The 25,473-nt window shown below is 59.1% G+C and carries 17 protein-coding genes; 9 read left to right on the top strand and 8 right to left on the bottom strand.

Annotated elements, in window-relative coordinates:
- Window positions 1-75: 75 nt before the first annotated feature.
- From PVA19_RS07430 to PVA19_RS07415, 4 genes are read left to right on the top strand one after another with little or no spacing between them, the layout of a single operon-like run.
- Window positions 76-1,326, top strand: a complete 1,251-nt coding sequence (locus PVA19_RS07430) for a sarcosine oxidase subunit beta family protein (RefSeq protein WP_274101820.1) — start codon at window positions 76-78, stop codon at window positions 1,324-1,326.
- Window positions 1,327-1,350: 24 nt separating this feature from the next.
- Entirely contained in the window at window positions 1,351-1,626 is a 276-nt protein-coding gene (locus PVA19_RS07425) for a sarcosine oxidase subunit delta (RefSeq protein WP_062600402.1), read from the top strand.
- Window positions 1,623-4,586: a sarcosine oxidase subunit alpha gene (locus PVA19_RS07420; protein WP_274101819.1), complete on the top strand. Its 2,964-nt coding sequence runs from the start codon at window positions 1,623-1,625 to the stop codon at window positions 4,584-4,586. Before PVA19_RS07425 ends, PVA19_RS07420 begins: the two co-directional genes overlap by 4 nt.
- Window positions 4,579-5,127, top strand: a complete 549-nt coding sequence (locus PVA19_RS07415; protein ID WP_274101817.1) for a sarcosine oxidase subunit gamma — start codon at window positions 4,579-4,581, stop codon at window positions 5,125-5,127. The genes PVA19_RS07420 and PVA19_RS07415 overlap by 8 nt, the downstream gene beginning before the upstream one ends.
- A 94-nt stretch (window positions 5,128-5,221) precedes the next feature.
- Here the strand turns inward: PVA19_RS07415 and PVA19_RS07410 are convergent, their stop codons facing one another.
- Genes PVA19_RS07410 through PVA19_RS07395 form a run of 4 tightly spaced genes read right to left on the bottom strand, consistent with a single transcriptional unit; the run spans window position 5,222 to window position 11,032 of the window.
- Window positions 5,222-6,571 (bottom strand): NAD(P)/FAD-dependent oxidoreductase, encoded by a 1,350-nt coding sequence (locus PVA19_RS07410; protein WP_274101816.1) that lies wholly within the window; start codon window positions 6,569-6,571, stop codon window positions 5,222-5,224.
- Between the two features lies 1 nt (window position 6,572).
- Window positions 6,573-7,274, bottom strand: coding sequence for an SDR family NAD(P)-dependent oxidoreductase (locus PVA19_RS07405; protein WP_274101815.1), 702 nt, complete (start codon window positions 7,272-7,274; stop codon window positions 6,573-6,575).
- 45 nt (window positions 7,275-7,319) lie between these two features.
- On the bottom strand, window positions 7,320-8,942 hold the full coding sequence (locus tag PVA19_RS07400) for a hydantoinase B/oxoprolinase family protein (RefSeq protein WP_274101814.1): 1,623 nt from the start codon (window positions 8,940-8,942) through the stop codon (window positions 7,320-7,322).
- A complete protein-coding gene (locus PVA19_RS07395) occupies window positions 8,939-11,032 on the bottom strand; it encodes a hydantoinase/oxoprolinase family protein (protein ID WP_274101813.1) in 2,094 nt (697 codons plus the stop codon). Before PVA19_RS07395 ends, PVA19_RS07400 begins: the two co-directional genes overlap by 4 nt.
- Before the next feature lie 162 nt (window positions 11,033-11,194).
- On the opposite strand from PVA19_RS07395, the gene PVA19_RS07390 reads away from it, so the two are divergent.
- Complete coding sequence (locus PVA19_RS07390; RefSeq protein WP_274101812.1) at window positions 11,195-11,869, top strand: TetR/AcrR family transcriptional regulator; 675 nt, start codon at window positions 11,195-11,197, stop codon at window positions 11,867-11,869.
- On the opposite strand, the gene PVA19_RS07385 is transcribed toward PVA19_RS07390, so the two are convergent.
- From PVA19_RS07385 to PVA19_RS07375, 3 genes are all read right to left on the bottom strand, one after another.
- Window positions 11,842-12,606, bottom strand: a complete 765-nt coding sequence (locus PVA19_RS07385) for an IclR family transcriptional regulator (RefSeq protein WP_062600396.1) — start codon at window positions 12,604-12,606, stop codon at window positions 11,842-11,844. The two genes, PVA19_RS07390 and PVA19_RS07385, sit on opposite strands and share 28 nt — an antisense overlap.
- A gap of 167 nt (window positions 12,607-12,773) precedes the next feature.
- On the bottom strand, window positions 12,774-14,423 hold the full coding sequence (locus tag PVA19_RS07380; protein WP_274101809.1) for a hydantoinase B/oxoprolinase family protein: 1,650 nt from the start codon (window positions 14,421-14,423) through the stop codon (window positions 12,774-12,776).
- A complete protein-coding gene (locus tag PVA19_RS07375) occupies window positions 14,423-16,474 on the bottom strand; it encodes a hydantoinase/oxoprolinase family protein (RefSeq protein WP_274101807.1) in 2,052 nt (683 codons plus the stop codon). Before PVA19_RS07375 ends, PVA19_RS07380 begins: the two co-directional genes overlap by 1 nt.
- Window positions 16,475-16,944: 470 nt before the next feature.
- Here PVA19_RS07375 and PVA19_RS07370 point away from each other — a divergent pair, with 470 nt between their 5' ends.
- The 4 genes from PVA19_RS07370 to PVA19_RS07355 all read left to right on the top strand — a co-directional run bounded on the left by PVA19_RS07370 (window position 16,945) and on the right by PVA19_RS07355 (window position 22,219).
- Complete coding sequence (locus PVA19_RS07370) at window positions 16,945-18,474, top strand: ABC transporter substrate-binding protein (RefSeq protein ID WP_274101805.1); 1,530 nt, start codon at window positions 16,945-16,947, stop codon at window positions 18,472-18,474.
- A 126-nt stretch (window positions 18,475-18,600) separates the two neighbouring features.
- Window positions 18,601-19,548: an ABC transporter permease gene (locus tag PVA19_RS07365; RefSeq protein ID WP_274101804.1), complete on the top strand. Its 948-nt coding sequence runs from the start codon at window positions 18,601-18,603 to the stop codon at window positions 19,546-19,548.
- Window positions 19,545-20,381, top strand: a complete 837-nt coding sequence (locus PVA19_RS07360) for an ABC transporter permease (RefSeq protein ID WP_274101803.1) — start codon at window positions 19,545-19,547, stop codon at window positions 20,379-20,381. The genes PVA19_RS07365 and PVA19_RS07360 overlap by 4 nt, the downstream gene beginning before the upstream one ends.
- A 14-nt stretch (window positions 20,382-20,395) precedes the next feature.
- Complete coding sequence (locus PVA19_RS07355) at window positions 20,396-22,219, top strand: ABC transporter ATP-binding protein (RefSeq protein WP_274101801.1); 1,824 nt, start codon at window positions 20,396-20,398, stop codon at window positions 22,217-22,219.
- A gap of 672 nt (window positions 22,220-22,891) precedes the next feature.
- Here PVA19_RS07355 and PVA19_RS07350 read toward each other — a convergent pair.
- Window positions 22,892-25,324: a methyl-accepting chemotaxis protein gene (locus PVA19_RS07350; protein ID WP_274101799.1), complete on the bottom strand. Its 2,433-nt coding sequence runs from the start codon at window positions 25,322-25,324 to the stop codon at window positions 22,892-22,894.
- Between the last annotated feature and the right edge of the window lie 149 nt (window positions 25,325-25,473).

Genomic DNA, 25,473 nt, shown 5'->3' with positions numbered 1-25,473 from the left:
TCAAAACGTCCGTTTTATGCAATCGTGTAACGGATTGCGCGATTACTCTGGTCGGACATCCGTCGAGGTATTGCCATGCGCTATTCCGCCCTCTCCATTTTGATGAACGGCCTTCGTGGCAACAAGGCATGGAAGCCTGCCTGGCGGGACCCCGCGCCCAAACCCCATTACGACATCATCATCGTGGGCGGCGGCGGACATGGGTTGGCGACCGCCTATTATCTGGCCAAGGAATTCGGCATCACCAATGTGGCGGTGCTGGAAAAGAACTATATCGGGTCGGGCAATGTCGGGCGCAACACCACGATCATTCGGTCCAACTACCTGCTGCCGGGCAACAATCCGTTCTACGAACTCTCGATGAAGCTGTGGGAAGGTCTGGAACAGGATTTCAACTTCAACGCCATGGTTTCCCAACGCGGCGTTCTCAATCTCTACCATTCAGACGCGCAGCGCGATGCCTATACGCGTCGCGGCAACGCCATGCGGCTGCACGGCGTCGATGCCGAATTGCTGGATCGGGTCGCCGTCAAATCCATGCTGCCGTTTCTCGATTTCGACAATGCGCGCTTTCCCATTCAAGGGGGATTGTTACAGCGGCGCGGCGGCACCGTGCGTCACGATGCGGTTGCCTGGGGCTATGCCCGCGGGGCCGATCAACGCGGCGTCGACATCATCCAGGGCTGCGAAGTGACAGGCATTCGCCGCGAAAACGGCAAGGTGGTCGGTGTAGAGACGAGCCGCGGCTTTATCGGCTGCGGCAAGCTGGCGCTCGCAGCCGCCGGTAATTCCTCCCAGGTCGCCGCCATGGCCGGGCTTCGGCTACCGATCGAAAGCCACGTGCTGCAAGCTTTCGTTTCGGAAGGATTGAAACCCTTCATCGATGGCGTCGTCACCTTTGGTGCCGGACATTTCTACGTCTCACAATCCGACAAGGGCGGTCTCGTCTTCGGCGGCGATATCGATGGCTATAACTCCTATGCACAGCGCGGCAATCTCGCGACCGTCGAACATGTCGCGGAAGCCGGCAAGGCAATGATACCCGCGCTTTCCCGGGTCCGCGTGCTTCGTTCCTGGGGCGGCATCATGGATATGTCGATGGATGGGTCGCCGATCATCGACCGCACGTCCATTGACAATCTCTATCTGAATGCCGGCTGGTGCTACGGCGGCTTCAAGGCAACGCCTGCCTCAGGCTTCTGCTTTGCTCATCTTCTGGCGCGCGACGCGCCGCAGGAAACGGCCACCGCGTTCCGTCTGGATCGCTTTCAACGCGGCTATCTCATTGACGAAAAGGGCCAGGGCGCCCAGCCCAATCTTCACTGACAAAGCGGATCAAGGACGTTCGAAATGGCAAGTCTCGTGCCCTGCCCGCATTGCGGGCCAAGACCCAAGGAAGAGTTCACCATCAAGGGTGCCGTTCTTCAGCGACCCGCACCGGACGCCAGCGCGGAGGCATGGTTCGACTATGTCTATCTCCGCGACAATCCGCGTGGCGATTATGAGGAATATTGGCACCACACGGCAGGCTGCCGCCGGTGGCTTGTGGTGACCCGCAATACGGCAACGCACGAGATCAGCACCTGCGAAGATGCAGCCGACAAGACAAAGGTCAAAAGCGCATGACATCCCACCGCCTGCCCACTGGCGGTCTGATCGACCGCTCCAAGCCACTCTTCTTTACCTTCGATGGAAAGGCGATGCAGGGTTTCCAAGGCGATAGCCTCGCCTCTGCCCTGCTTGCCAACGGCCAGCAACTCGTCGGCCGCAGCTTCAAATACCACCGTCCCCGCGGCATCCTGACCGCGGGTGCAGCAGAACCAAACGCCCTGATGACGATCGGCAACGGCGGCAGAACCGAGCCCAATACCCGCGCCACGATGCAGGAGCTCTATGCCGGTTTGGAAGCGCGAAGCCAGAACCGCTGGCCGTCTCTCGACTTCGACATCGGCGCGATGACGGGCCTGATCTCGCCCTTTCTCAGCGCGGGCTTCTACTACAAGACCTTTATGTGGCCCGCCGCCTTCTGGGAAAAGCTCTACGAGCCCTTCATCCGCCGCGCAGCAGGCCTCGGCAAGGCAAGCTACGAGGCCGACCCCGACGCCTATGACAAATGCTGGGCGCATTGCGATCTACTGGTAATCGGCGCTGGTTCTGCCGGACTCGCAGCCGCTCTCACCGCCGGACGGACAGGTGCGCGCGTTATCCTTGTTGACGAACATCCCGTCGCGGGCGGCGGGCTGCTTTCAGAAACGGCGACCATTGGCGGCACCAGCGCGCCGGATTTTGCCGCAACCTGTATTGCCGAGCTTGAATCCCTTCCGAATGTCACCGTCCTGACCAGAACAACCGCCTTCGGCTGGTATGATGGCAATGTGTTCGGCGCGGTGGAGCGCGTGCAGAAACATCTACCCGATCCCAAGCTTCATGTGCCTGTGGAACGGTTGTGGCGGATCGTCGCGAAACGCGCGCTTCTGGCAACCGGTGCGGAAGAACGGCCCCTGGTTTTCGGTGGCAATGATGTTCCAGGCGTGATGATGGCGGGCGCGATGCGCAGCTATCTCAACCGCTATGCCGTCAGCCCCGGCAAAGCGACGGCGATTTTCACCACCAATGACAGCGGCTATGCGCTGGCGCGTGACCTGGAAGCGAAAGGTGTCTCGCTCGTCGCCATTATCGATAGCCGCAGTGAGGGAAATCTCTCCTATGGCGGAAAGGCGCGCGTCATCAAAGGCGGCGTCGTTGCCAACACCCGGGGCAGCAAGGCGCTCACCGGAGTCGAAGTCTACAGAAACGGCAGCACCGAGCATCTGGATGTCGATGCGCTTGCTATGTCTGGCGGGTTCAGCCCGGTCATTCACCTCGCCTGCCACCGGGGCGGAAAACCCGTATGGTCGGACGAAGAGGCGGCCTTCCTCGCGCCCGGTCGTCTCGAAGGGCTTGATCTCGCCGGTGCCGTCTCTGCCACGCATGGCCTCGCCGCATGCCTTGAAGAGGGTGCAAACAAGGGTGCGGAGTTGGCGAAAGCGATCGGCTTTGCCGCGACCGCGCCGTCCTTCGGACCGGTCGAACACGATGTCGTTGCCGCACCGGCAAAGCCGCTCTGGTCCATTCCTGGCGTGAAAGCCAAGGCTTTCGTCGATTACCAGAACGATGTGCATCGCAAGGATCTCGGCCTGGCGGTGACCGAAGGCTATGCCCATGTGGAGCTTGCCAAGCGCTATACGACCAATGGCATGGCAACGGACCAGGGCAAGCTTTCCAACGTTAACGCCATTGGTCTTTTGGCTGAGGCGCGCGGCGTTTCTCCGGCAGAGGTCGGCACCACCACCTTCCGACCTTTCTATACGCCGGTTTCTTTCGGCGCGCTCACCGGTGCCTATCACGGCCATCATTTTCAGCCGGTGCGCAAATCACCACTGCATGGATGGGCGGAGAAGAATGGCGCTGTGTTCGTCGAAACCGGGCTCTGGTATCGCTCATCCTGGTTTCCGCGACAGGGCGAAAACGGTTGGCGCGAAAGCGTTGATCGCGAAGTTCTGAATGTGCGAAAGAATGCAGGGCTCTGCGACGTTTCCATGCTCGGCAAGATCGAGGTTTGCGGGCGCGACGCCGCAGAATTCCTCAACCGGGTCTACTGCAATGGCTTCCTCAAGCTTGCCGTCGGCAAGGCGCGTTACGGCCTGATGCTGCGCGAGGATGGTATGATCTATGATGACGGCACAACCAGCAGGCTGGACGAAAACCGCTACTTCATGACGACGACCACGGCCTATGCCGCGGGCGTGATGAACCATCTGGAATTCTGCGCCCAGGCGCTGTGGCCGGATCTCGATGTGCGGCTCGCCTCCGTCACCGATCAATGGGCGCAGATGGCGATTGCCGGACCGAAATCGAGAACCATTCTTGAGAAGATCGTCGATGATGATCTTTCGAATGACGCTTTTCCCTTCCTTGCCGCGAAAGAGGTCTCTCTGTTTGGCGGAAAGCTGAACGGACGCCTGTTCCGCATCTCCTTCTCGGGCGAGTTCGCCTATGAGCTTGCCGTTCCCGCGGGCTATGGCGAGAGCGTTGCGGATGCGCTGATGGAGGCAGGCAAGCCGGAGGGTATCATGCCCTATGGCGTCGAGGCGCTGAGCGTCCTGCGCATCGAGAAGGGTCACGTCACCCATAATGAGATCAACGGCACGGTCGTGCCGGCCGATATCGGCTTCGGCAAGATGGTGTCCGCCACCAAGGTGGATTTCATCGGCAAGGCGATGCTGCAGCGCGAAGGGCTGTCAGCCAGCGACCGGCCAAATCTGGTCGGCGTTGTCCCGATCGATAAAAACCATAGCTTCCGCACCGGCTCCCATATTCTGGCGAAGGACGCCGCTGCGACACTGGAGAACGATCAGGGTTACGTCACCTCCAGCGCTTTCTCTCCCCATCTCGGATCGACCATCGGCCTTGCCCTCGTGAAGAAGGGGTCACACAGGCATGGCGAGGAGGTCATCGTGTGGAATGGCATTCGCAACGAATATACCGCCGCGCGCCTGTGCGATCCGGTTTTCCTCGATCCCAAGAACGAGAAGCTCCATGCCTGATCAAAAGCTTGATTTCAAATCCGGCTTTCAGCCGACATTACGCCCCGTGCTTGGCATGAAAAAAGCTTTCGCGTCCAACATGATTACCCTGTCCGCCTTGCAAGAAGGCAGCGTCATCCACGTATTGGCAGAACCATCCGCGCCTGCGGTGGAAGACCGCCTGCGCGCAATCGGCAAGGGTGATGTTCGCACTGTATCGCCGGCGCAATGGTTTATCGTCAGCGATGAACGTCTGTCTCACGGCGAGTTGAAGGCTCTGCTCGACGCGCTAGAGCCACAAGCGATGGGTGTGGACCAAAGTCAGGGTCGGGTTCGCATCCGTATCGAGGGCAAGATGGTCGAACGCGTTCTGGCCAAGGGGACGGCGGTCGATCTCTCTCTTCCGGCCTTCCCTGTGGGCAGTTCTGTCACGACACTGGTCGGCCATATCACCGCCCACCTCACTCGTTTGGAAGAGAGCGCCTTCGAGATCATCGTGCTGCGCGGCTTTGCCGAAAGCCTATGGGACGATCTCGTTAGAATGAGCGCGGAATTCGCCTGATCCATTCACGGCGCTGCGACTAATGCCCGTCGCAGTCTTCGAGATTCGCCAGCGTGTCGGCATCGCAAGAGCGCTGCACACTATGGGGCGTTCTTTAAAGCCAATACTGGATTTCCGGACGGCTACCATCGCTGAACCGCGAGAAGCGGAATGGTGTCGGATCGACACAGGGCGTGTCGCCTGTTGCGAGATCGCTGAGAAGACGTCCGGCCCCCGGCCCAATGCCGAAACCATGGCCCGAAAAGCCGGTTCCGACGATGAGGCCAGGGAGGGCCTCCACCTCTGATATGACCGGAATGACATCCGGCATCGTATCGATCATCCCTGCCCACCTCTGGGCAATCGGAACGTCCCGCAGTGCCGGAACACTTGTTCGCATTGCAGCCTCGACACTCGTCAAAAGATTGGCGTCGGGCGTTGGGTCGAGAACGCGGATTTTTTCAAAGATGCTTGCCTGATCGAAAGCCCGGTGTCTGTATCCGATCAGTTCATCGAAGAAGGGTTTGCCGAAGCTCAGCTTCAGGGATTTCCGCTCCATCATGAAAGCGGGCAGAAAGTCACGGAAGAAACGAAAGCTGTCGGGCACGATATCGACAAGGCTGGTGGCCGAAGACGCCACCGTGTAACCGCCGTCCATCCTCTTGCGAAGTGTGAAATCCGAAAAGCCCATCGTAGGCTCAATACCTGCATCGACGGGAGCTGTCCGCATGACCGACGACAAGACCTTCAACTGCGGCAGGCGAAGGCCGTGGCGCGACAGAAGATGCGATGACCAAGCGCCCCCCGCGACGATGACGGTCGAGGCTCTTATGCGGCCTTTCTCGGTTACCACCCCTGCAATGCGTCCCGCTTCGATATCGAGACCACGCACCGCACACCGCTGAAGGATGAAGGCGCCGTCCCGTTGGGCGCGTGAGGCGATGGCGGGCGCAGCCAGTTGCGGTTCGGCTGACGCATCCTCCGGGACGAAGATGCCGCCGAACGTCGTCCTGTCCATCCCGGCCACAAAGGCCGCAACGTCTTGTGGTTCAAGACTTCTGACACCGATACCGAACTCACGCCCCAGAACGGCCCAACGCTCATATCGTGCGCGCGCCTCTGGGGTTTTGGCTGCATAAATGATGCCACGCTTTCGGTAGCCGACATCCACGCCGGTCTCCTGATGCAGCGTTTCCCATATCGCATGGGATTGCAGCATCAGCGGCAATTCGCGTGTGTCACGACCGGTAAGGCGCACCCAGCCCCAGTTGCGACCGGACTGTTCGCCACCGACAATGCCTTTTTCCAGGACTGCGACCCGGACGCCACGCCTGGCGAGCTGAAATGCGGCCGAAACACCGATGATCCCGCCGCCGATGATTGCCACATCAACCGCCTCGGGCAGGTCTTCGGTACTTACGACAGGGGTGATCGCGGGCATGTGATAAGAAAAGGCAGCGTTCATGTCAGTAACAGTCTTCCACACTAAAATGCACCGGGATCTCAGAGATACTGGCTGTGACGGGCAGTTCCAGCACCATATGCACGATCCGCGCAATATCCTCCGGTTGGGTTAGCTCATTGCTATCTCTGCCGGCAAGGGCGTTACCCATATCCGTTGCCACGAAGCTCGGGCAAATGATCGTAGAACGTACTCCGCTTTCCTTACCGCATTGGCGCAGCGCGTGGCCGAGTGCAACAACCGCAAATTTGGACATGGCGTAGAGACCGGAACTGGCTGACTTCACCCGCTTGCCGGACAGCGAGGCGACTGTAACGATGCGCCCGAACTTCGCATCGGCAAGGTAGGGCCAGGCGTGCTGGCTCAGCCGCATCGGCGATTTGACATTCACGTTGAAGATCATGTCGAAGTCATCGTCCCCAGCTTCAAGAACTGACTTCGGTATCATGATACCAGCGTTATGAACCAGGCCATCCAGACGGCCAAAACGGGCGATGGTCGCCTCGACCCAAGCCCTCTCGCTTTCCGGATCAAGCGCATCGAATGGGCAGACCAAGGCATCGGGATGATCTGAAAAACGCGACGATGCAGGCGCGCGCGCGCCAAGGCTGACGTTCCAGCCAGCAGAGAGCAGTGTCTCCGCGATCGCTGCACCGATGCCGCGCGACGCACCGCTCACCATTGCCACCCGCTTCTCCGAGATCATGCCCTTGTCCTTTCCGCCTTCGTATGCGCTGAGAGTGTCTCAGTATCAGGCGTCTACCCGCGCCGCAGCCACATGTAACCGACTATCGGCCGCTTGCGGGGCACCCCACCCTCCCCCGCCCGGGGTCTCCACAATGACGGTTTCTCCTGGTGCCAATGTGACCGATCCCTTGCCCGGCAGCGCAGTGACCTTGCCCTGCCTGTCCCGAACGGAGTTTTGCCCGGTGGCACCGGATGCTCCGCCATGCAGACCGTAGGGGCCAGTCAAACGCCGATCGGATTGCAGCGAAACACGCGCCTCGTGATCAATGGCTGTAATGGCACGGATCAACCCTTCACCGCCGGCATGACGACCGCCGCCGCCCGAACCTTCGCGAAGTTCGTAGCGTTCGACGCGCAGAGGATAACTGATTTCGAGCGCCTCGACCGGTGTGTTGAGCGTGTTCGACATATTGGCATGGACTCCATGCATCCCCTGGCCGTAGGGACGCCCGCCCTGTCCACCGCCAATCGTTTCGATATAGGTGTAGGGCCGAGTGCTTCTGGGATCGCGTCCTCCTATGCCAATGAGGTTCATCGTGCCTTGGCTGGCGGCAGCAATACGATCGGGAGCGATCTGGGCAAAGGCGCGCAGCACCGTATCGGCAACTCGTTGGGTCGTCTCCGTATTGCCGGCACAGACAGCCGCCGGCGCTCGGGCATCAAGGAAAGAACCGGGCGGAATGCGGATTTCCACAGGACGCAGCACGCCGGCATTGGGCGGAAGCGTCGCATCCGTCAAAATCTTGATGGCGTAAAATACTGCCGAATGGGTCATGGGCTTGACCGCGTTGACATTGCCGCGCCGCTGCGGTGCGGTTCCCTCGAAATCGAAGACGAGCCGTTCCGATGACACCTCGACAGCGACCTTGATCAGAACCCGTTCTGGGCTGGACCCATCGTCATCCAACCAATCGTCCGCGACATAGCGCCCCGGCGGCAATTCGGCGAGACGCTTCAGCATGCGTCGTTCCGAATAGGCGAGAATGGCCGAAAGCCCTTCCTTCAAGCCTCCGACACCAAAGCGCGCGGCAAGTTCGTGAATGCGGGTTTCGCCCACGCGCAATGCCGCAAGCTGGGCATTGAGATCGCCCCGCCGCTCTTCCGGCGTGCGCACATTCGCAAGCACCATGCGCATAATACCGCTTTGCTCCACACCACCGTCGTAGAGGAGCACAGGCGGAATGATGAGACCTTCCTGGTAGATCTCGGTGGAACTTCCCGGCATGGAGCCTGGCTCCATGCCGCCGACATCGGAATGATGGGCGCGGCTGGCCACATGGGCGACCAATTCACCCTCAGCGAAGACCGGCGCGATCAGCGTGATGTCCGGCAGATGGGCACCGGCGATGAACGGGTCGTTGACGATGACGACGTCACCTTCTTTCAGCGCCGGCAGCTCTGCAAGCGTAGGGCCGACAGCCTTCAGCATGGAGCCGAGATGGACAGGAACATGCTCCGCCTGGGCGACCAGTTCCGCCTCGGCATTGAAGATGGCGCAGGATGCATCCATGCGCTCCTTGATATTGGGAGAAAAGGCGGTGCATTTCAGCACCACTCCCATTTCCTGTGCGGACGCCTCCAACGCGTTGCGCAATACTTCAAGGCGGATTGGATCGAAATTGCTCATGCTGCTACCTCAACGATCAGACTGCCGGATGCATGAACGGTCAGGCGATCACCCGGATAAAGGACGGTGGTGGACGAAACTTCCTCGATAATGGCGGGACCGGCGATGACGTTGCCCGCCTTGAGCTTGTCTCGGGCGTAGACCGCAGCGGTCTGAAATGCGCCATTGGCGCCGGTGTCGCCGGGCTCATAGTAAACCTGCCGGTCGCCGATGCGGGCATCTTCAGAAGGAACGGGACCACCCCGCTCCAGCTCCGGCAAGACCGGCGTCTCGATGCGGCCGATGCCCGTTACTCCAAAACCGGCGATCTCGAGAGCCGCACTCTGGTCGGCATGGCCGAAGCGAGCGCGATGCGCCGCGTGGAAGCGGTCGGGAAGCATTGCCCACCAGCCCGGCGTCATGGGATCGACCGTGACTGGCAACTCAAAGGATTGGCCGCGGTAGCGCATATCGATGCGCACTTCCATCTCGCGATTTTCCCGGGCAACGCCGTCGTGGTCCAGATGGGCGTCGGCCCGGTCCGTCAGGCGCCTGATACGAGCTGAGGCTTCAGCTTCCGTCATCGCCTCATAGGCAACCACATGAGTTTCTACGAAGTCATGACGCAAATCCGATATCAGCTGGCCGAGCGCGCACAGGATACCAGGCGTTGGGGGCACCATCACGCGCGGCATTTTCAACTCACGGGCGACGGGGCTGCCATGCATGGGTCCGGCGCCACCGAACGGCACCAGAGCAAAGTCTCGAGGATCGTAACCACGCTCGACCGACACCACGCGGATACCGCGCACGATATTGGCATGGGCGACGCGCAATATGCCCGCCGCCGCTTCGTAGACATCGAGCCCCAGCGGCTTGGCAATGACCGTATCGATCGCTTTCAGCGCGCCATCGAGATCGAGTGTCATCGTGCCGCCCAGTCGTGACTGGGGCGAAAAACGGCCAAGCACCAGATTTGCGTCGGTGACGGTAGGCAGGGTTGCGCCACGCCGATAGCAAACCGGGCCCGGTACCGCTTCGGCGCTCATCGGGCCCGCTCGCAGAGCACCGCCCTCGTCGATCCAGGCGATGGAGCCACCGCCAGCGCCGATGGCATTGATGTCGATGACCGGCAACCTGATCGGTACTGTTTCCAGGCTGGCCGAGCGGGTTACTTCCGGCCGGCCGTCGCGAATGAGGCTGATATCGGTGGACGTCCCGCCAATATCCATGGTGATGATATCGGGAATCCCAGCCAGCTTGGCGACATGGGCGCTCGCCACCACGCCGCCTGCAGGACCGGACAGAACGGTATGGACCGGCTTTAGCCGCGCGCCCTCAAGGCTCATCAAACCTCCTGCGGCATCCATCACCATGACCGGACGGTCAGCCGCAAGGCCCAGGCCCTCCTTCTCATCCTGCAACATGCCCGAAAGCGAGGAGAGATAGCGGTTCATGACGGGGCGAAGATAGGCGTTGAGAACCGCCGTCGAACCACGCTCATACTCGCGGAACTCTGCGTTGACCTCGACCGAGGCAGAAATGGCCACATCCGGAAGCATGTCGGCTAGAATATCGCGCGCCCTCAATTCATGAGCGGCATTGGCATAGGAGTGTAGGAAGAGAATGGCGACAGCCTCAACGCCTGCCGCTTTCATGGCCGCGCCAGCCTCGCGCACATCGGACTCGTCAAGCGGCTGCAATTCCTCGCCTGTCGGCAGGATACGGCCGCGCGCGGTGAAGCAAAGCTCGCGCGGGACGAGCGGCTCCGGCTTTACCTTGGTGAGATCGAACAGCGTCGGGCGGTTCTGCCGACCGATTTCGAGAATATCGCGAAAGCCGTGATTGGTGAGAAACGCGGTCTTTGCACCATTGCGCTGAATGACGGCGTTGGTCGCAGTCGTCATGCCGTGGCCTACATAAGCAACATCCGCGCCGGTCCCGCCTTGAAGGCTGAGCGCCTTGCGCAACCCTTCCAATGTGCCGAGCGCCCGATTAACGGGCGTTGTGGAGACCTTCGAGACCGTGATCGTCCTCGTCTTTTCGTCATAGGCAATGCTGTCGGTAAAGGTACCACCGACATCGGAAGCAACACGAATATGGGGGGTCATGATTAGCTCTTGTGTAACAGTAACGTTGTCGTTACAAAAACAGAAGTGCAGGGACCTGTAAAGGGTTTTTGCCGGCAGAAGTTCGAATTTCATCTGCGTGGCACGAAGTGGCACACGACAGGCCAAAAAGTGATATTCAGCACTGATCACAGGACCAGATGTATGGACGACGACGCTCAGATCCGAAAACCGAGAAAGACCTCCTCTGGAACGCACGCTGCTCGCAGCATGCGCACCCGCCAGGCCATTCTGGCGGCGGCTTCGGGAGAATTTGTTGCGCACGGGCTGGAGGGCGCGAACATGGAGGCGATCGCGCATGCGGCAGGCGTGAACAAGGCGCTGATCTACCGTCACTTCTCTCGCAAGGAACTGCTGTTCCGCCATGTTCTGGAAGATGCCTACAGGGCGATGCGCGATGCGGAACAGGCGTTGGACATGCCGGCGGATCCCGTTGCGGCACTGGACCGCCTGACCGCCTTCACCTTTGACTACTACAGCGAAAACCAGTCTTTTCTGACGCTCGTCGGCATCGAAAACCTGCATGGCGGCGAAAACATCCGCGAGTCCGATCGCGACATTGTTCATGCGGCAAATATCTCCCGCATGGTTGCCGGCATTCTCGAGAAAGGCGTGGCCGCGGGCCTTTTTCGGCAGGGCCTCGACCCGGTGGAACTCTGGCTCTCGATCTCCAATCTCTGTTGGGCCACCGTTGCCACAGTTCACACAATACGCTTTACCTTCGAGCGTGACGTTCTGTCCGAGCCGGCACGCAGTGCACGGCTTGCGCATATCCAGGAGATGGTACGGCGTTACGCGCTGTTGCCGAACCACTTGTAAGGCAAAGACTCTGTCATCAGTGCGATGCAGCGCTTCGCCTCCTCGTCCGAAACACTGTTGGCCAGCGCCAGAAGCGAGACACCTGTTTCGCCGTAGCGGTTGTCGCCGGGAGCGGGCGCGAATGCCAGTGTCCAAACCTCGTAGCCCGCCGCCTTGCGTGTGCCGATGACATAACCCTTCTCCAGGAACATCTCGATCTCGGCTCGTATCGTATCCGTTTCGATCTTCCATTCCTCGTAATGCGGCGCGTTGATCTCGAGAATGCGCTCGCGCGACTCCTTGTCGAGCCGTGCGATCATGCAGACACCCGCGTGGCCTATGCCGAGAGGAAGACGTCCACCGACGCCTGAAAGCAGTGGCTGAACCGGGGCTGCACTCAACTGGAAATCGAGGCAGACAGATTCGAAACCCGAACGGGCCATGAGGAAGCTCGATATGCCAGTCCCGGCGGTGACGGAAATCAGCGCGGGCCGGAAAAGATCCACCAGATCGCCAATGCCCGGCACGCGCTGCGCCAGGGCGTAGATGGCATTGCCCAGCCGATAATTGCCGCGACGACCACTCTGCTCGACGAAGCCGTAATGAGAAAGCCCTGTCAATGCGCGATGGACAGCGGACTTCGCGTCGCCGATATCTTCGGCGATCTCCGCCAGACTCATACCCGCGCGCCCTGCATTGCCCAGCGAGAGCAATATTTCCGCACCGCGTTCGACATTGCTGGAAGATTGCTTGGCCATCCGGTTCCTCGATCTCCAGTGAATATAACATGGATTAAAATCCGATTATTGGAACCGATAGAAAAAGGAAGATCGATAGTCAAGCACAACAATGAGTTGCACCCATGGGAGAGCCGATCAAAAGAGGCCCGAGTTTCAGCGCGCCGAAACCCGGGCCAGGCGGGAAATCAAACAGTGTAGACGGACTTGGCGATGTCGAGCGGAACGCGCCCATCCCGAATGTCTGCGGCAACGGATGCTGGAGCCCGCTCGCGCGGAGCGCCATATCCACCAGCGCCGGGTGTAATGATTTCCAGCACGTCGCCCTTATGGATATCGCCGGCGCCATTCACCAAGCGATCCGGTGCGCCGATGACGGTAAATGAGCCGCAGGCGCCCGAAAGACCGCCTTTCAATCCCCACGGGTGCGAGACGAAGCGTGAACCGCCCACCGACACCCGGCAGTCCGCCTCCGCTCGGTAGACCCTGCGCAAGCCCATGCCGCCCCTGAACTCCCCGGCACCGCCCGAACCATCCACCAGCTCATAGGCAACCAATGTCAGCGGATACTCGGTCTCCAACGATTCCAGCGGCAGATTGGACGTGTTCGTCATGTGGACGTGGACACCGTCAAGGCCATCCTTGTTGTGCCGCGCGCCAAAGCCCCCGCCAATCGTTTCGAGGTAGACCCAGAGACTGCCATCCGGGCGTGTCCCGGAAAAACTCGCGACGGCGACAGAACCGTTGCAGGCCGCAGTGACGCGGTCCGGCACGACTTCTGCCAGCGCGCCGTGGATCAGATCCACCACCCGCTGGCATGCCGCAATGCGACCATCGACGGCAGCGGGGTGCGCGCAATTCAGCAGCGTCCCTTTTTTCGCGGTCACGTGGATTGGCCTTGTCAGCCCGGCATTGGGAAGGACTGTCGGGTCGACAACCGTCTTTACCGCGTAATAGACGGTGGAGAGAAGCGCGGTATAGACCACGTTCAAGCCAGCACGCACCTGCGGCGGGCTGACGAAGTCGAGATGTATCTCGTCTCCCTTCACGGTGATGGTGACGGAAAATTCCAGCTGCTCGCGAAGTGACTCCGCATCGAACAGATCCGAAAAACGATAGGTCCCGTCCGGTATCGAGGCGATACCGGAGCGCATTTTTCGTTCGGCATAATCCATCAACTCGCGACCAGCTGCGAGAACCGTGTCGGTCGAGTATTTTTCGCACAGTTCCTTGAAGCGGGTAACGCCGAGACGGTTTGCGGCCATCTGCGCGCGAAGATCAGACATGCGCTCGTGCGGCACCTGGCAGTTCAGCAGAAAGAGCTTTTGGATGTCTTCCTGAAGAATTCCCTTGCGATAGAGCCGAACCGGCGGAATGCGCAATCCTTCCTGATAGATATGCGCATGGCCACGATCGGCGAAGTCGGAATGGTGAGCCGTGTTGATAGCCCAGGCCGTCAGCTTGCCTTCATGGAAAATCGGCTCGGCGAGCACGATATCCGGCAGATGCGTGCCGCCACCCTCATAGGCATCGTTGCCGATGAAAACATCCCCGGGCGCAAGGCTGCCCGCATCCACATGGTCGAGAATATAGGGAATGAAACCGATGAAAGACCCAAGATGCATGGGAATATGCTCTGCCTGGCAGAGCATATAGCCGGCCGCATCGAACAAGGCCGTGGAGCAATCACGCCGTTCCTTGATGTTTGTTGAGTAGCTGGCGCGAACGAGGGCCTCGCCCATTTCTTCGACCGTGGAGGCGAAAGCACTGCCGATGACTTCGACCGTGATGGGATTGAGCGTCGAGACAGGTTTCTCGGCAATAGCGGCGTTGGTCATCACTTCTCCTCCACGATGAGATTGAGATAGGCATCGACCTTGGCGGTGTAGCCGAGGGGCAGGACGGTGGTGGAATCCATCTGATCGATAATGGCGGGACCGACAACGATATTGGCGGGCTTCAGCAGGTCGCGATCATAAAGCGCCGCTGACGTAAAGCCGCCCGCCTCCGCCATCCATACGTCGCGCTTGCCGGTGATCGCAGAAGAGGAGTCTTCCCCTTCCATCGGACGGGGCTTGAACGCGGCCTTCTCGACGCGACCGCTTGCTGAAAGGCGGTAGGTAACGAGTTGAACGGGCTCACCTTCGGCAATGAAACCATAGAGCTGACGGTGTGCCTGCTCGAAACGGTCGTTGATCAGACGCAGGGTTTCGGACGTGATCGGTCCATCTGGAAGAGCGACGGCAATCTCGTAATTCTGGCCGGCGTAACGGCAATCGACGGTACGGTTGACGACCCGCGCCGGGATCAGAATTTTTTCCCGCTCGAACCATGTCTCGGCCTGTTCTGAGAGAGCGTCATACAATGACGAGATCGTCGAAGCTTGCACATCATCGAGACGGTGCAGAACGGTGGCTGAAAAATCCGTCCTCAGATCCGTCATCAGCAGACCGAGGGCGCACAGGACGCCCGGCGTCTTCGGTATGACGATACGCTTCATGCCGAGCTCTCTGGCAAGGCGCACCGCGTGTACCGGACCAGCACCGCCGAAGGCCACAAGTGCGTAATCGCGAGGATCATGGCCGCGTTGCACGGAGATGACGCGGATGGCCTTGGCCATATTGGCCGTGACGATATCGAGAATACCGTTGGCGGTTTCCAGAACACCCATGCCGAGCCTGTCAGCCAGCTTTTCGACGGCCTTTACCGATAGGGACCGGTCGATCTTCATGCGACCATTGAGCAGATATTCAGGATGCTGTGTTTGCAATACGACATTGGCGTCCGTCACCGTCGGCTCGTCATTTCCGAGGCCGTAGCAGGCGGGACCAGGATTGGCTCCTGCCGAACGTGGCCCCACTTTCAGATGATTGCCCGAGTCAATATAGGCGATGGATCCGCCACCAGCACCGACGGTGTGGATATCGAGCATAGGCGCCTTGATTGGATACCCATGCACGACGGACTCGTTCACCACCCGGCAATGACCATCGGCGAGAAGCGCAACGTCGGAGCTGGTTCCCCCCATGTCGAAGGTGATGAGATTGTCGATACCCGTCATCCGGCCGACGGCCTGCGCGGCGACGACACCGGTGGACGGGCCGGACAGCACGGTGCGAACCGGCATTTCCGCCGCGGCATCGAAGCTGATGACCCCGCCGTTGGATTGGGTTAGCTGCGGCGCCACAGCAATTCCGAGATCAGAAAGCTTGCCGGAAAGCGCCTTCACATACCCTTGCATGACAGGTCCGAGATAAGCATTGACGACCGTTGTCGACAGCCGCTCGAATTCGCGGAATTCCGGCGCGATCCGGTGCGAAAGCGAATGAAAGGCTTCCGGAAATTCTTCTTCGAGAATACGCGCCGCGATCTTTTCGTGCTCGGCATGGCTGAAGGAATAGAGGAAGTTGATCGCAACGGCCTTCACGCCTGCAGCCTTCAGGGCGCGGACCGCGTCACGCAGGCTCACCTCATCAAGCGGCGTCTCGACCGTGCCGTCTGCCAGCACCCGTTCGGAAATACCGAAGCGGAGATGCCGTTCCACGAGCAATTCCGGCTTTTCCGCCTGCAGATCATACAGATCGGGTCGCTTCTGGCGTCCTATTTCCAAAAGGTCGCGAAATCCGCCCGTGGTCAAGAGCCCGGTCTTGACACCTCGGCCCTGGATGAGGGCATTGGTGGCAACCGTCGTCCCATGACCGACATAGGACACTTCACTCGCCTGGATACCCACGCGCTCGATACCATCGGCCACACCTTGCGTGATCCCGCGGGAGGGGTCATCCGGCGTCGAGGAGACCTTCCAGATCATCAATTCACCCGTCTCGTCTTCGAACAGACACACGTCGGTAAAAGTCCCACCTGAATCCACGCCAACACGCCAAGCCATGGTCGCTCCTTTTTCGATATCGCCCAGCGACCCTTCCCCTGAAGCCAGTGGCCGCGGCATTTTCATGAAAGCGCCGGAGGCCGAGAGAAAAAGGCCACGGCACCTGAACACGGCAGATCGATGATCTCAGTCCGTAACAAAAGCCTAAGGCGCGCTGTTCTTCCTTGTCAACCAAATTCCATTATTAAGACCAAAAGAATAATGATATTCCTATAATGACAATAAGAAGCGGTTAAGGCACTTATCTCGGTCAACGGACACTTCTTATTCCGATAATTGGCATAATATTTATCTGCTGGACTAATTAATGGAATTTCACTTGACACCCCGAAAAGGGTCTCTTTATTGTTTTCCATAACGACGAGACCAATCCTGCACGCTCAGTTCGGACTGGCAAAACCAGAAAAAGGGGCCGCAGACACGTCACGCCGGCTGGCAAGCATGTATCAACACATAATGGGGAACTAACCATGATACTCGATCGCCGTACCCTTCTAAAACTCACTGCCGCTTCTGGTGCCGCACTTGCGATGGGTGCGCCGCGTGCGTTTTCCGCTGCAAGCTCCGACGCACTGCGCATCGGTCTTTCCACCTATCCGGCTCATCTCAAGCCCTGGGTGAATGTCGGCTATGCCGGTCAACTCGTATCATCGCTGATTAATCGTTTCCTCATGGCCTATACGCCGGACGGCAAGCTGGTGGGGGAGCTGGCTGAAAGCTTTGAGCGCGACGGCGACCGCAGCTGGATCGTCAAACTGAAAGACGCGAAATTCTCCAACGGCCAGCCGGTAACCTCCGCGGATGTCGAATGGAATATCGAGAAAATCAAGGCAGAGGGTTCCGGCGCGTCGACACGCGATTCCATGCTGGATGTCGAGAAGGTTGACATCGTTGACGAGCGCACCTTCAAGCTGATGACGAAGCTACCAAATGCCGCGCTCCCCGCGCTCTTTGCCAATCCTTTTCTGCAGATTATCGCCAAGGGTTCGACAGATACGCAAGACCACGGAATAGGCGCCGGGCCATTCACCCTCACCAATGCGGAAAAGGGCGTTGGTTTTGATTTCGAAGCCTCGCCGCACTATTTCAAGAGCGGGCTGCCGACGTTCAAGAAAGCGCGCGTCACTGCTTATGCGGATGAAAACCTGCGCGTTGCCGCCATCACCGCTGGCGACGTCGATGTGATCGACTACGTTCCCTGGAGTGCGATGGACCAGCTCGAGAAGGACGCCAATGTGAAGCTCGAAACCGTTGCGACGGGCGCCTTCATGTTCCTTTCCTTTAACGGCGCAGGCGTCTTCAAGGATGCCCGTCTGCGGCGCGCCGTGGCACTGGCCATCCGTCGCGAGGAAATCGTCAATGGTGTTTTCTTTGGTCGCGGCGCCGTGCTTGGCGGCGTTCCCCGCTCGCAGACGACACCTTACTACAATGCAGAACTGGCCAATGGCCAGACCTATGACCCCGACAAGGCAAAGGCCCTGATCAAGGAAGCCGGCGCGGAAGGCGTGACCGTAAACCTGCTTTCGACGGCACAATATGGCATGCACCGGGACACTGCCGTCATCGTCCAGGGCCATCTCGCCGAAGTCGGGATCAATGTCACGCTGACCATGCCCGACTGGTCCACCCGCGTCACCATGGGAAATCGCGGCCAGGGAGACTTTGCTGTCCAGGGCCTCGGCCTCGAAACATTCGATCCGGATGCGGCAAGCTCGTTGATCGATCCGACGCTCTCTCCGACTTTCTTCCGCTCACGCAATTTCGAGGTTCCGGGGCTCACCGAGCTGCTGGCGAAGGGACGTGCCGAGTTCGATCTAGAAAAGCGCAAGGCAATCTACGCGCAAGTCGATAAGCTGGTGATCGAATATACGCCCTTCTGCGGTCTCTCCTATCGCGCCACAGGCTTTGCGCATCTGAATCCGGTCAAAGACTTCCACATGCTGCCTGACCAGATATCTCCTTTTTCTGGGCGTCTCTTCGACGAGCTTTCGATATCATAACATCCGGGTCGGCCGGTCCTTCGCAAAAGGACCGGCCGTCATCTCTTTTCCTCCATGCAGCACGGTCGAGACGGCTGAAGTCCGTCCTCCCCGCATTGCATGGCAGATCCGTGGAGGATTGCCCTCATGTTCTGGTTTCTGCAGCGAATTGCCATTTCCCTGGCGCTGCTCTGGGTCGTCACCAGCCTCGTCTTCCTTTCCATCTACATGGTTCCCGGAGACCCGGCAGAGCTTCTGCTCTCTGGCGATGGCATGACGCCCGACCCCGCATCGATCGCGCAGCTGCGCAGCGACCTTGGCCTCGATCGTCCCATCGCCGCCCAATATGCCGAACGCCTTGCAGGACTGATGCGTTTTGATCTCGGCAACTCCATGATCGACGGGTCGCCTATCGGTCCGGAGATCGCCAAACGTTTGCCCCGCACACTGGAACTGGTCGCAGCGGCTGCCCTTCTCAGCCTGCTGGTCGGCATCCCCACAGGCGTCGCAGCAGGATTGCGGCAGGGCAGCAGATTTGATCGTGTGTCGAACGTGCTTGCGGGCTTTGCTCAGGGTATCCCTGTCTTTGTTGCCGGAACGATCATCATTCTGCTCTTTGCTCAAATATGGAAATTGGTGCCGGCTGGAGGCTATGTCGATTTCAGCGTTGACCCCGGCAAGCATCTCATCCTGCTGGCAATGCCGGCTTTTGCCATCGCTCTCGGCCTTGCTGCGATCGTCGTTCGTATCGCGCGCGCCGCGGTGTTGGATGTTCTGCCGCTCGATTATGTCCGCACTGCCCGCGCCAAGGGATTGCCGCAAAGGCGGATCGTTGTGCGTCACGTTCTTCGCAATGCCCTCATGCCGGTCATCACGGTCTTCGCACTCAACCTCGGCGGCCTCTTCGGTGGAACGGTTCTTGTGGAATACGTTTTCAACTGGCCGGGACTGTCCGGCATGCTGGTGAGTGCCGTCAATTCACGCGATTATCCAAGCGTCACGGCTGTCATTCTAGTGATCTCCGCCATGTTCATCACGCTCAATCTCGTCGTCGATATCGTCTACGGCATTACTGATCCGAGGGTCCGCAAATGACGCGCTCACTTCGTCTCATCTGGCCGGTGCTGCTGACGCTCATGGTAACGGCGTGCCTCCTGGCTCCTGTCCTGCCGATCCCGGATCCGCTGAAGATGAACATGGGACAACGGTTTGCCCCACCCTCCGCTGCTTCCCTGCTCGGGCAGGATGAGATGGGCCGCGACGTTTTCTCCCGTCTGCTGTTTGGTGTTCGTATCTCGATTTTCATAGCCTTGTCGACGGCGCTCCTGTCGGCGATCGTTGGCACGGCCCTTGGTATCTTCGGCGGCTATATGCGTGGCTTGTCGGAAATCTTCACGCTCCGCGCCATGGATATCGTCCTGTGTTTTCCGCCACTTCTCCTTGCGATGCTCGCGGTCACACTCTACGGCCCTGGTCCGATAACGCTGATCCCTGTCCTGTCGGTAGTCTTCGTTCCCGGGTTTACCCGCGTCGCCTATGCCAGTGTGCTGACTGTACGCTCCCAGGACTATGTGGAAGCTGTGCGGGCCATGGGCGCGAGCAATGGCCGGATCATGATGAAGACCATCCTTCCCAATATCATGGGCCCTCTGCTGGTCCAGGCAAGCTTCGTCACCGCGGCCGCCGTCGTTCTGGAATCGGGTCTTTCGTTTCTCGGATTGGGGGTCGTACCGCCCTCCCCGTCGCTGGGACTGATGATCGGGACCGGGCGCGCGGCCATCGCGCATCAACCTATGCTGCTGGTTTGGCCGTGCCTTGCGCTTGTGGCGATGATCCTGATCCTGAACGGTGTTTGCGACCTCCTCCGAGACTGGCTCGATCCACGCTCTTCCGCCGCATTGGGCGGCGTCGGCAAACCCGGCGCCTAAGGGAAAAAGACACAATGACTGAAGCCACCCCTCATCCTGTTCTCTCGATCCGCGACCTGAAGATTTCCTTCCTGCGCGAGGGCAAGTTCAATGCCATCGTTCGCGACCTCAATCTCGATATCCATGCGGGCGAAACGCTTGCAATCGTCGGCGAGAGCGGGTCAGGAAAGAGCGTGTCAGCTCTGTCGGTGATGCAACTGCTGCCGGAGAATTCGAGTAAGATCGAAGGTTCGATCAAGTTGAACGGGGAAGAGCTGATCGGCACCTCCCCCGCCAGGATGCGAACGATCCGAGGCAACCAGATCGCGATGATCTTTCAAGAGCCGATGACGAGCCTCAACCCAGTGCTGACGGTCGGTGAACAGATCGCGGAGCCGCTCATTGCCCATCGCGGCATCTCAAAGAAGCAGGCGCGGACAGAAACAATCAAGCTGATGGAAAAGGTACGCATTCCGTCAGCCGCCAGGCGCATCGACGATTATCCGCATCAATTTTCAGGCGGTATGCGCCAGCGCGTCATGATCGCGATCGCCTTGGCCTGCCGGCCGGCTCTCCTGATTGCCGACGAACCGACGACCGCTCTCGACGTGACCATCCAAGCGCAGATCCTCGACCTCATCAAAACCCTTCAGGAAGAGGAAGGCACAGCCGTTCTGTTCATCACCCATGATATGGGGGTCGTTGCCGAAACCGCCGATCGCACAATGGTCTTGTATCGCGGCGATCAGATCGAGGCGGGCGCGACGTCCGATGTTTTTGCTGCGCCCAAGCGCCCCTACACCCGAGCCCTGTTGTCGGCCGTGCCGCAGTTGGGCTCCGCCGGTGAAGGCGGGCCGCGGCCCTTCCCCATCATCGATATGGAGACAGGTCTTGCTCTGCCGGTTCCAAGTCGGCCAGATACCGTCGATACGTCGGGTCCCCTGCTGCTTGAAGTCGAGAAGCTGTCCGGCCGCTTTGAAATACGCTCTCCCTATACCCGCATGGTGCAGGCGCGTGTTCACGCCGTGGAAAATGTCAGCTTTTCTTTGGCACGAGGGGAAACACTTGCCATCGTCGGAGAGTCGGGTTGTGGAAAATCGACGACGGGACGCCTGCTCGCCGGATTGAACAGCCCGCATTCCGGCTCGATCCGGATCAATGGCAACGAGGTTAAGTCCTTTCGCCGTGCCGATCTGTCCCGCCAGGTGCAGATGATTTTTCAGGACCCGTTTGCGAGCCTCAATCCGCGGCTGACGGTTGAAAATGCGATTGCGGAACCGCTGCTCATCCACGGACTGGAAACACCGAGGAATGCGCGCAAGCTTGCACGCGATCTGCTCGGTGAAGTCGGGCTTTCGGCTGATATGGGAAGCCGCTACCCGCATGAATTCTCCGGTGGGCAGCGCCAGCGTATCTGCATTGCCAGAGCCCTGGCACTTGAGCCCGGGCTGATCATTGCCGACGAAGCCGTTTCGGCACTCGATGTTTCGGTCAAGGCGCAGGTCGTGAACCTGATGCTCGATTTGCAGGAAAGATTGAAGCTCGGCTTTCTCTTCATTTCCCATGACATGGCCGTGGTAGAACGCATCAGCCATCGCGTGGCAGTCATGTATCTGGGAGAAATCGTGGAAACCGGACCTCGCGAAGCGGTCTTTTCCCACCCGCAACACCCCTATACGCGCCGGCTCCTATCGGCTGTTCCCGTACCAGACCCGTCGCGCAGGCGGTTGCGCCGTAAACTGACGATCGGCGAGCTGAAAAGCCCCATCCGCAACAAGGATTTCAACCCTCCTGCACGCACCTATCAGGAAGTCTCGCCCGGACATGTTGTCCAGGTTTGGTCGGGAGACTGGAGCTGAGGTTCAGGCGATCGAACCGCTTGCCACCTATTCACGAACGAACCCATCGCCTGAACGGCAAAGGGTCGGCTCGGTACAGTCAGCTCACAGTATCTACTCAAACCACTATGCGTTTAATCGGATGCATAGCCCCGCTGCTTTGAGATATTTTTAGCACGTGGTTCTCTCGAAGAGATTGCAGATTGATCCGAGAACATTTGAAAGGGTCTTGAACATTCTTGCGGCTGCGGCGCGCAGGTGGGCCGTAATCTTGGAGAAAGCATCTCAATGGGATTGAGATCGGGGCTGTAAGGCAGCAGGAACAGGAACCAAGCGCCTGTTCTTTCAACGCCTGTGCCGCCTTAGTGCTCTTGTGAACCGCGAGATCGTCGAGGATAACCGCGTTGCCTGTTTGCGCTAAAAATAAAAAATCCCGGAGTATCGGTGGTCCGCCGGTAGAGACGTACACCGCACCATTCTATCTTGCAGCGACAGAGCCTTTCCCAGGCAATCGTCTCTATCGAACGGTGCTGCCCAGAGACGAGTCGAAACACCGTCCCTGGGCACAGAATGAACGTCGTCTAGTTCCCTTAAAGCCTGTCGCGATCTTTCAATTCGCTCATTACGCTTTGGTTCTTTGTTTTATCTCATGTCGTTATTGCAAAACCCCGGCACAGTTTTGCGCGACATACCCTAGAATTCTTCCCAGCTTTCAGCGGCAGCCTCCCCGCGCAACCCGACACCACCTGCCACTTTGGCGAGGAGACGCCGCGCTGGCGATTGCGTTGCCCTGTGGTCATAGCGGACTGCCTCGGGCCGGGCTGCGGCGGTCTGTCGGGATAGCGTTCCGCCGGTCTCGAACTGCGCGACCAGCCGGCGCAGCTTATCTGCTTCGTTGGCAAGCGAGGTACTGGACGCGCTTGCCTCTTCCACCATCGCGGCATTCTGCTGGGTTGTCTGGTCCATCTGGTTGACGGCGGCATTGACCTCTGAGAGACCGAGGGACTGCTCCTGTGCAGAGGTTGCGATCGCATCCATGTGGTGATTGACAGTCGCCACATAGTCTTCGATCGCTTTCAAAGCGGACCCGGTTTCCTGAACCAGTCTGACACCGCCCTCCACTTCCATCGATGAATTGCGGATCAGCCCTTTTATTTCTTTCGCCGCCTGCGCAGAACGCTGTGCGAGTTCGCGGACCTCCTGCGCCACCACGGCGAAACCCTTGCCTGCTTCGCCGGCACGAGCCGCCTCTACACCGGCATTAAGGGCTAGCAGGTTGGTTTGAAAGGCGATTTCGTCGATCACACCGATGATGTTGGATATCTGGCTCGACGACGTCTCAATGCGCTTCATGGCATCCACGGCGTCCGCCACCACGACCCCGGATTTGCGCGCCGCCTCATTCGCATCGATCGCAACGGTACGCGCTTCCTGCGCTCGCTTGGTTGAGCTTGAGACGTTTGCCGTAATCTCGTCAAGAGCCGCAGCGGTTTGCTCGAGCGCCGCAGCCTGTTGTTCCGTCCTCCTGGAAAGATCGTTGGCAGCTTGGCTGAGTTCACGCGATCCATCGTCGATTGCGGTGGTGGCCGCCGCGACGGAAACCATCGCCTGCTTCAACTGCGTCACCGCTGCATTGAAATCTCGCCGCAAGCTTTCGTATTCATCGGCGAAGGCTTCGCCGAAGCTGAAAGTCAGATCGCCTTCGGCAACCCGCTTGAGACCCTTAGCGAGATTTTCGGTGGCGTGACGCATCTCGTCGTTCCGCTTGGCATCACGTTCTGCACTGCGACGCCGCTCCTCCTCGGTTTCACGACGATTGCTTTCAGTCTCCTTTTCCAGCGTGCGTGCGCGCAGGCCATTTTCCTTGAAGACCTGCACGGCTGCAGCCATCTTTCCGATCTCGTCAGGTCGTCCAATACCGGGAATGACGGCGTCGAAATTGTCATTTGCAAGACTGCTCATCGCCGATGTCATGGAACTGATCGGGGCCGCGATGGAGCGGGCCACATACCACATTGTGGCGACACCAAACAGCAGGACTGCGAGACCTACGACCGCCAACATCCAGCCGTCACGCGTACTTATCTGCGCAAGCGTGTGATCGAGGTCGGCAGCTTTGGCGAGCGCCACCTCGACGGGAACCTCGATCATGACGGACCAGGGCGTTTTTGTCCGTCCGATCATGATCGGCGCGATGGCGCGCAGTTCCTTTTCGTCGTTATAGACATTGGCTTCACCGGCCTGGATTTTTTGAAGGACGGCGCGAAGTTCAGGATCGTTGCGGTCAAATGGTTGACCGATGAGGTCCGGATTGCGGCTGGAGGCGACGATCAGGCCCTTGTAGCTGATAATTTCCACGACGGCCCGGCCACTGTAGATTCCGGCCTTTACGGACTGTGCCAGTTCCTGAACGAAAGACAGGTCAAAATCTGCGCCGGCTACGCCCGCGAAGCGACCGTTGACCGTCATCGGCACCGACATGGTGGCAAGATAGACATTCTTGCCTTGAACGATATAGGGCAATGGATCGAGAATGCTCTCGCCCCCGCCGCTCTGGGGACCTAGATACCAGCCCCCTTTCGTGACGCCATTGGGATGTAAATCCCGGCTGTCATATTCCACCAGAGGCTGGATATCGATCTGACCCGCGGCGTTTCGCGTCCAATAGGGCAGAAAACGGCCCGTCGCGTCCGAGCCCGCTTTGCGATTGTCCCTGAAACGCTCGTCCATCCCATCCAGAGCGCCCGGTTCCCATGCACTATAGGTGCCGTTGAACGCTGGATTGTCCTTCAGCACATTCAGCAGGATCTGATTGAGCCGACCTCTGCGCGCCTCTGGGGGAATAGATACATCGCCGTTCGTCAGCGCTTCGAAACTACGCGCCATGTTACGGGCGGCATCGAAAGCCTCATTGAGCGACCCCTGAATCTTACTGGCCTGTGCTGTGGCAAGGCGCTGGAGGCTTTCCTTCGTCAAGTCGCGCGTCAACTCCGACACGCTCTCTGCGACGACCGCTTGACTGTTCTGCGTTGCTATGAGGCTATAGGTCAACAGTCCACCGACGGCCGCGAGAACACTGAAGGCGGATAAGACTGCTATTTTACTTTTCAGGGAACGGAACTGCATAGGATTTCCTCTCGTTTGAATTCGAGATAAATTCCCGGCGAAACGTCTGATGAATGGTTAACGGCGAATATTACCGATGAATTCCATAAATATAAATTCAATATAAAAATCATTACATTGCTAAAATGATCGTCTGTTCGTCTCAAAAT

The sequence above is a fragment of the Agrobacterium sp. CNPSo 3708 genome (assembly GCF_028674915.1).
In the GTDB taxonomy this organism is placed as follows: domain Bacteria; phylum Pseudomonadota; class Alphaproteobacteria; order Rhizobiales; family Rhizobiaceae; genus Agrobacterium; species Agrobacterium cavarae.
This window is presented reverse-complemented; position numbering and strand designations above follow the sequence as displayed.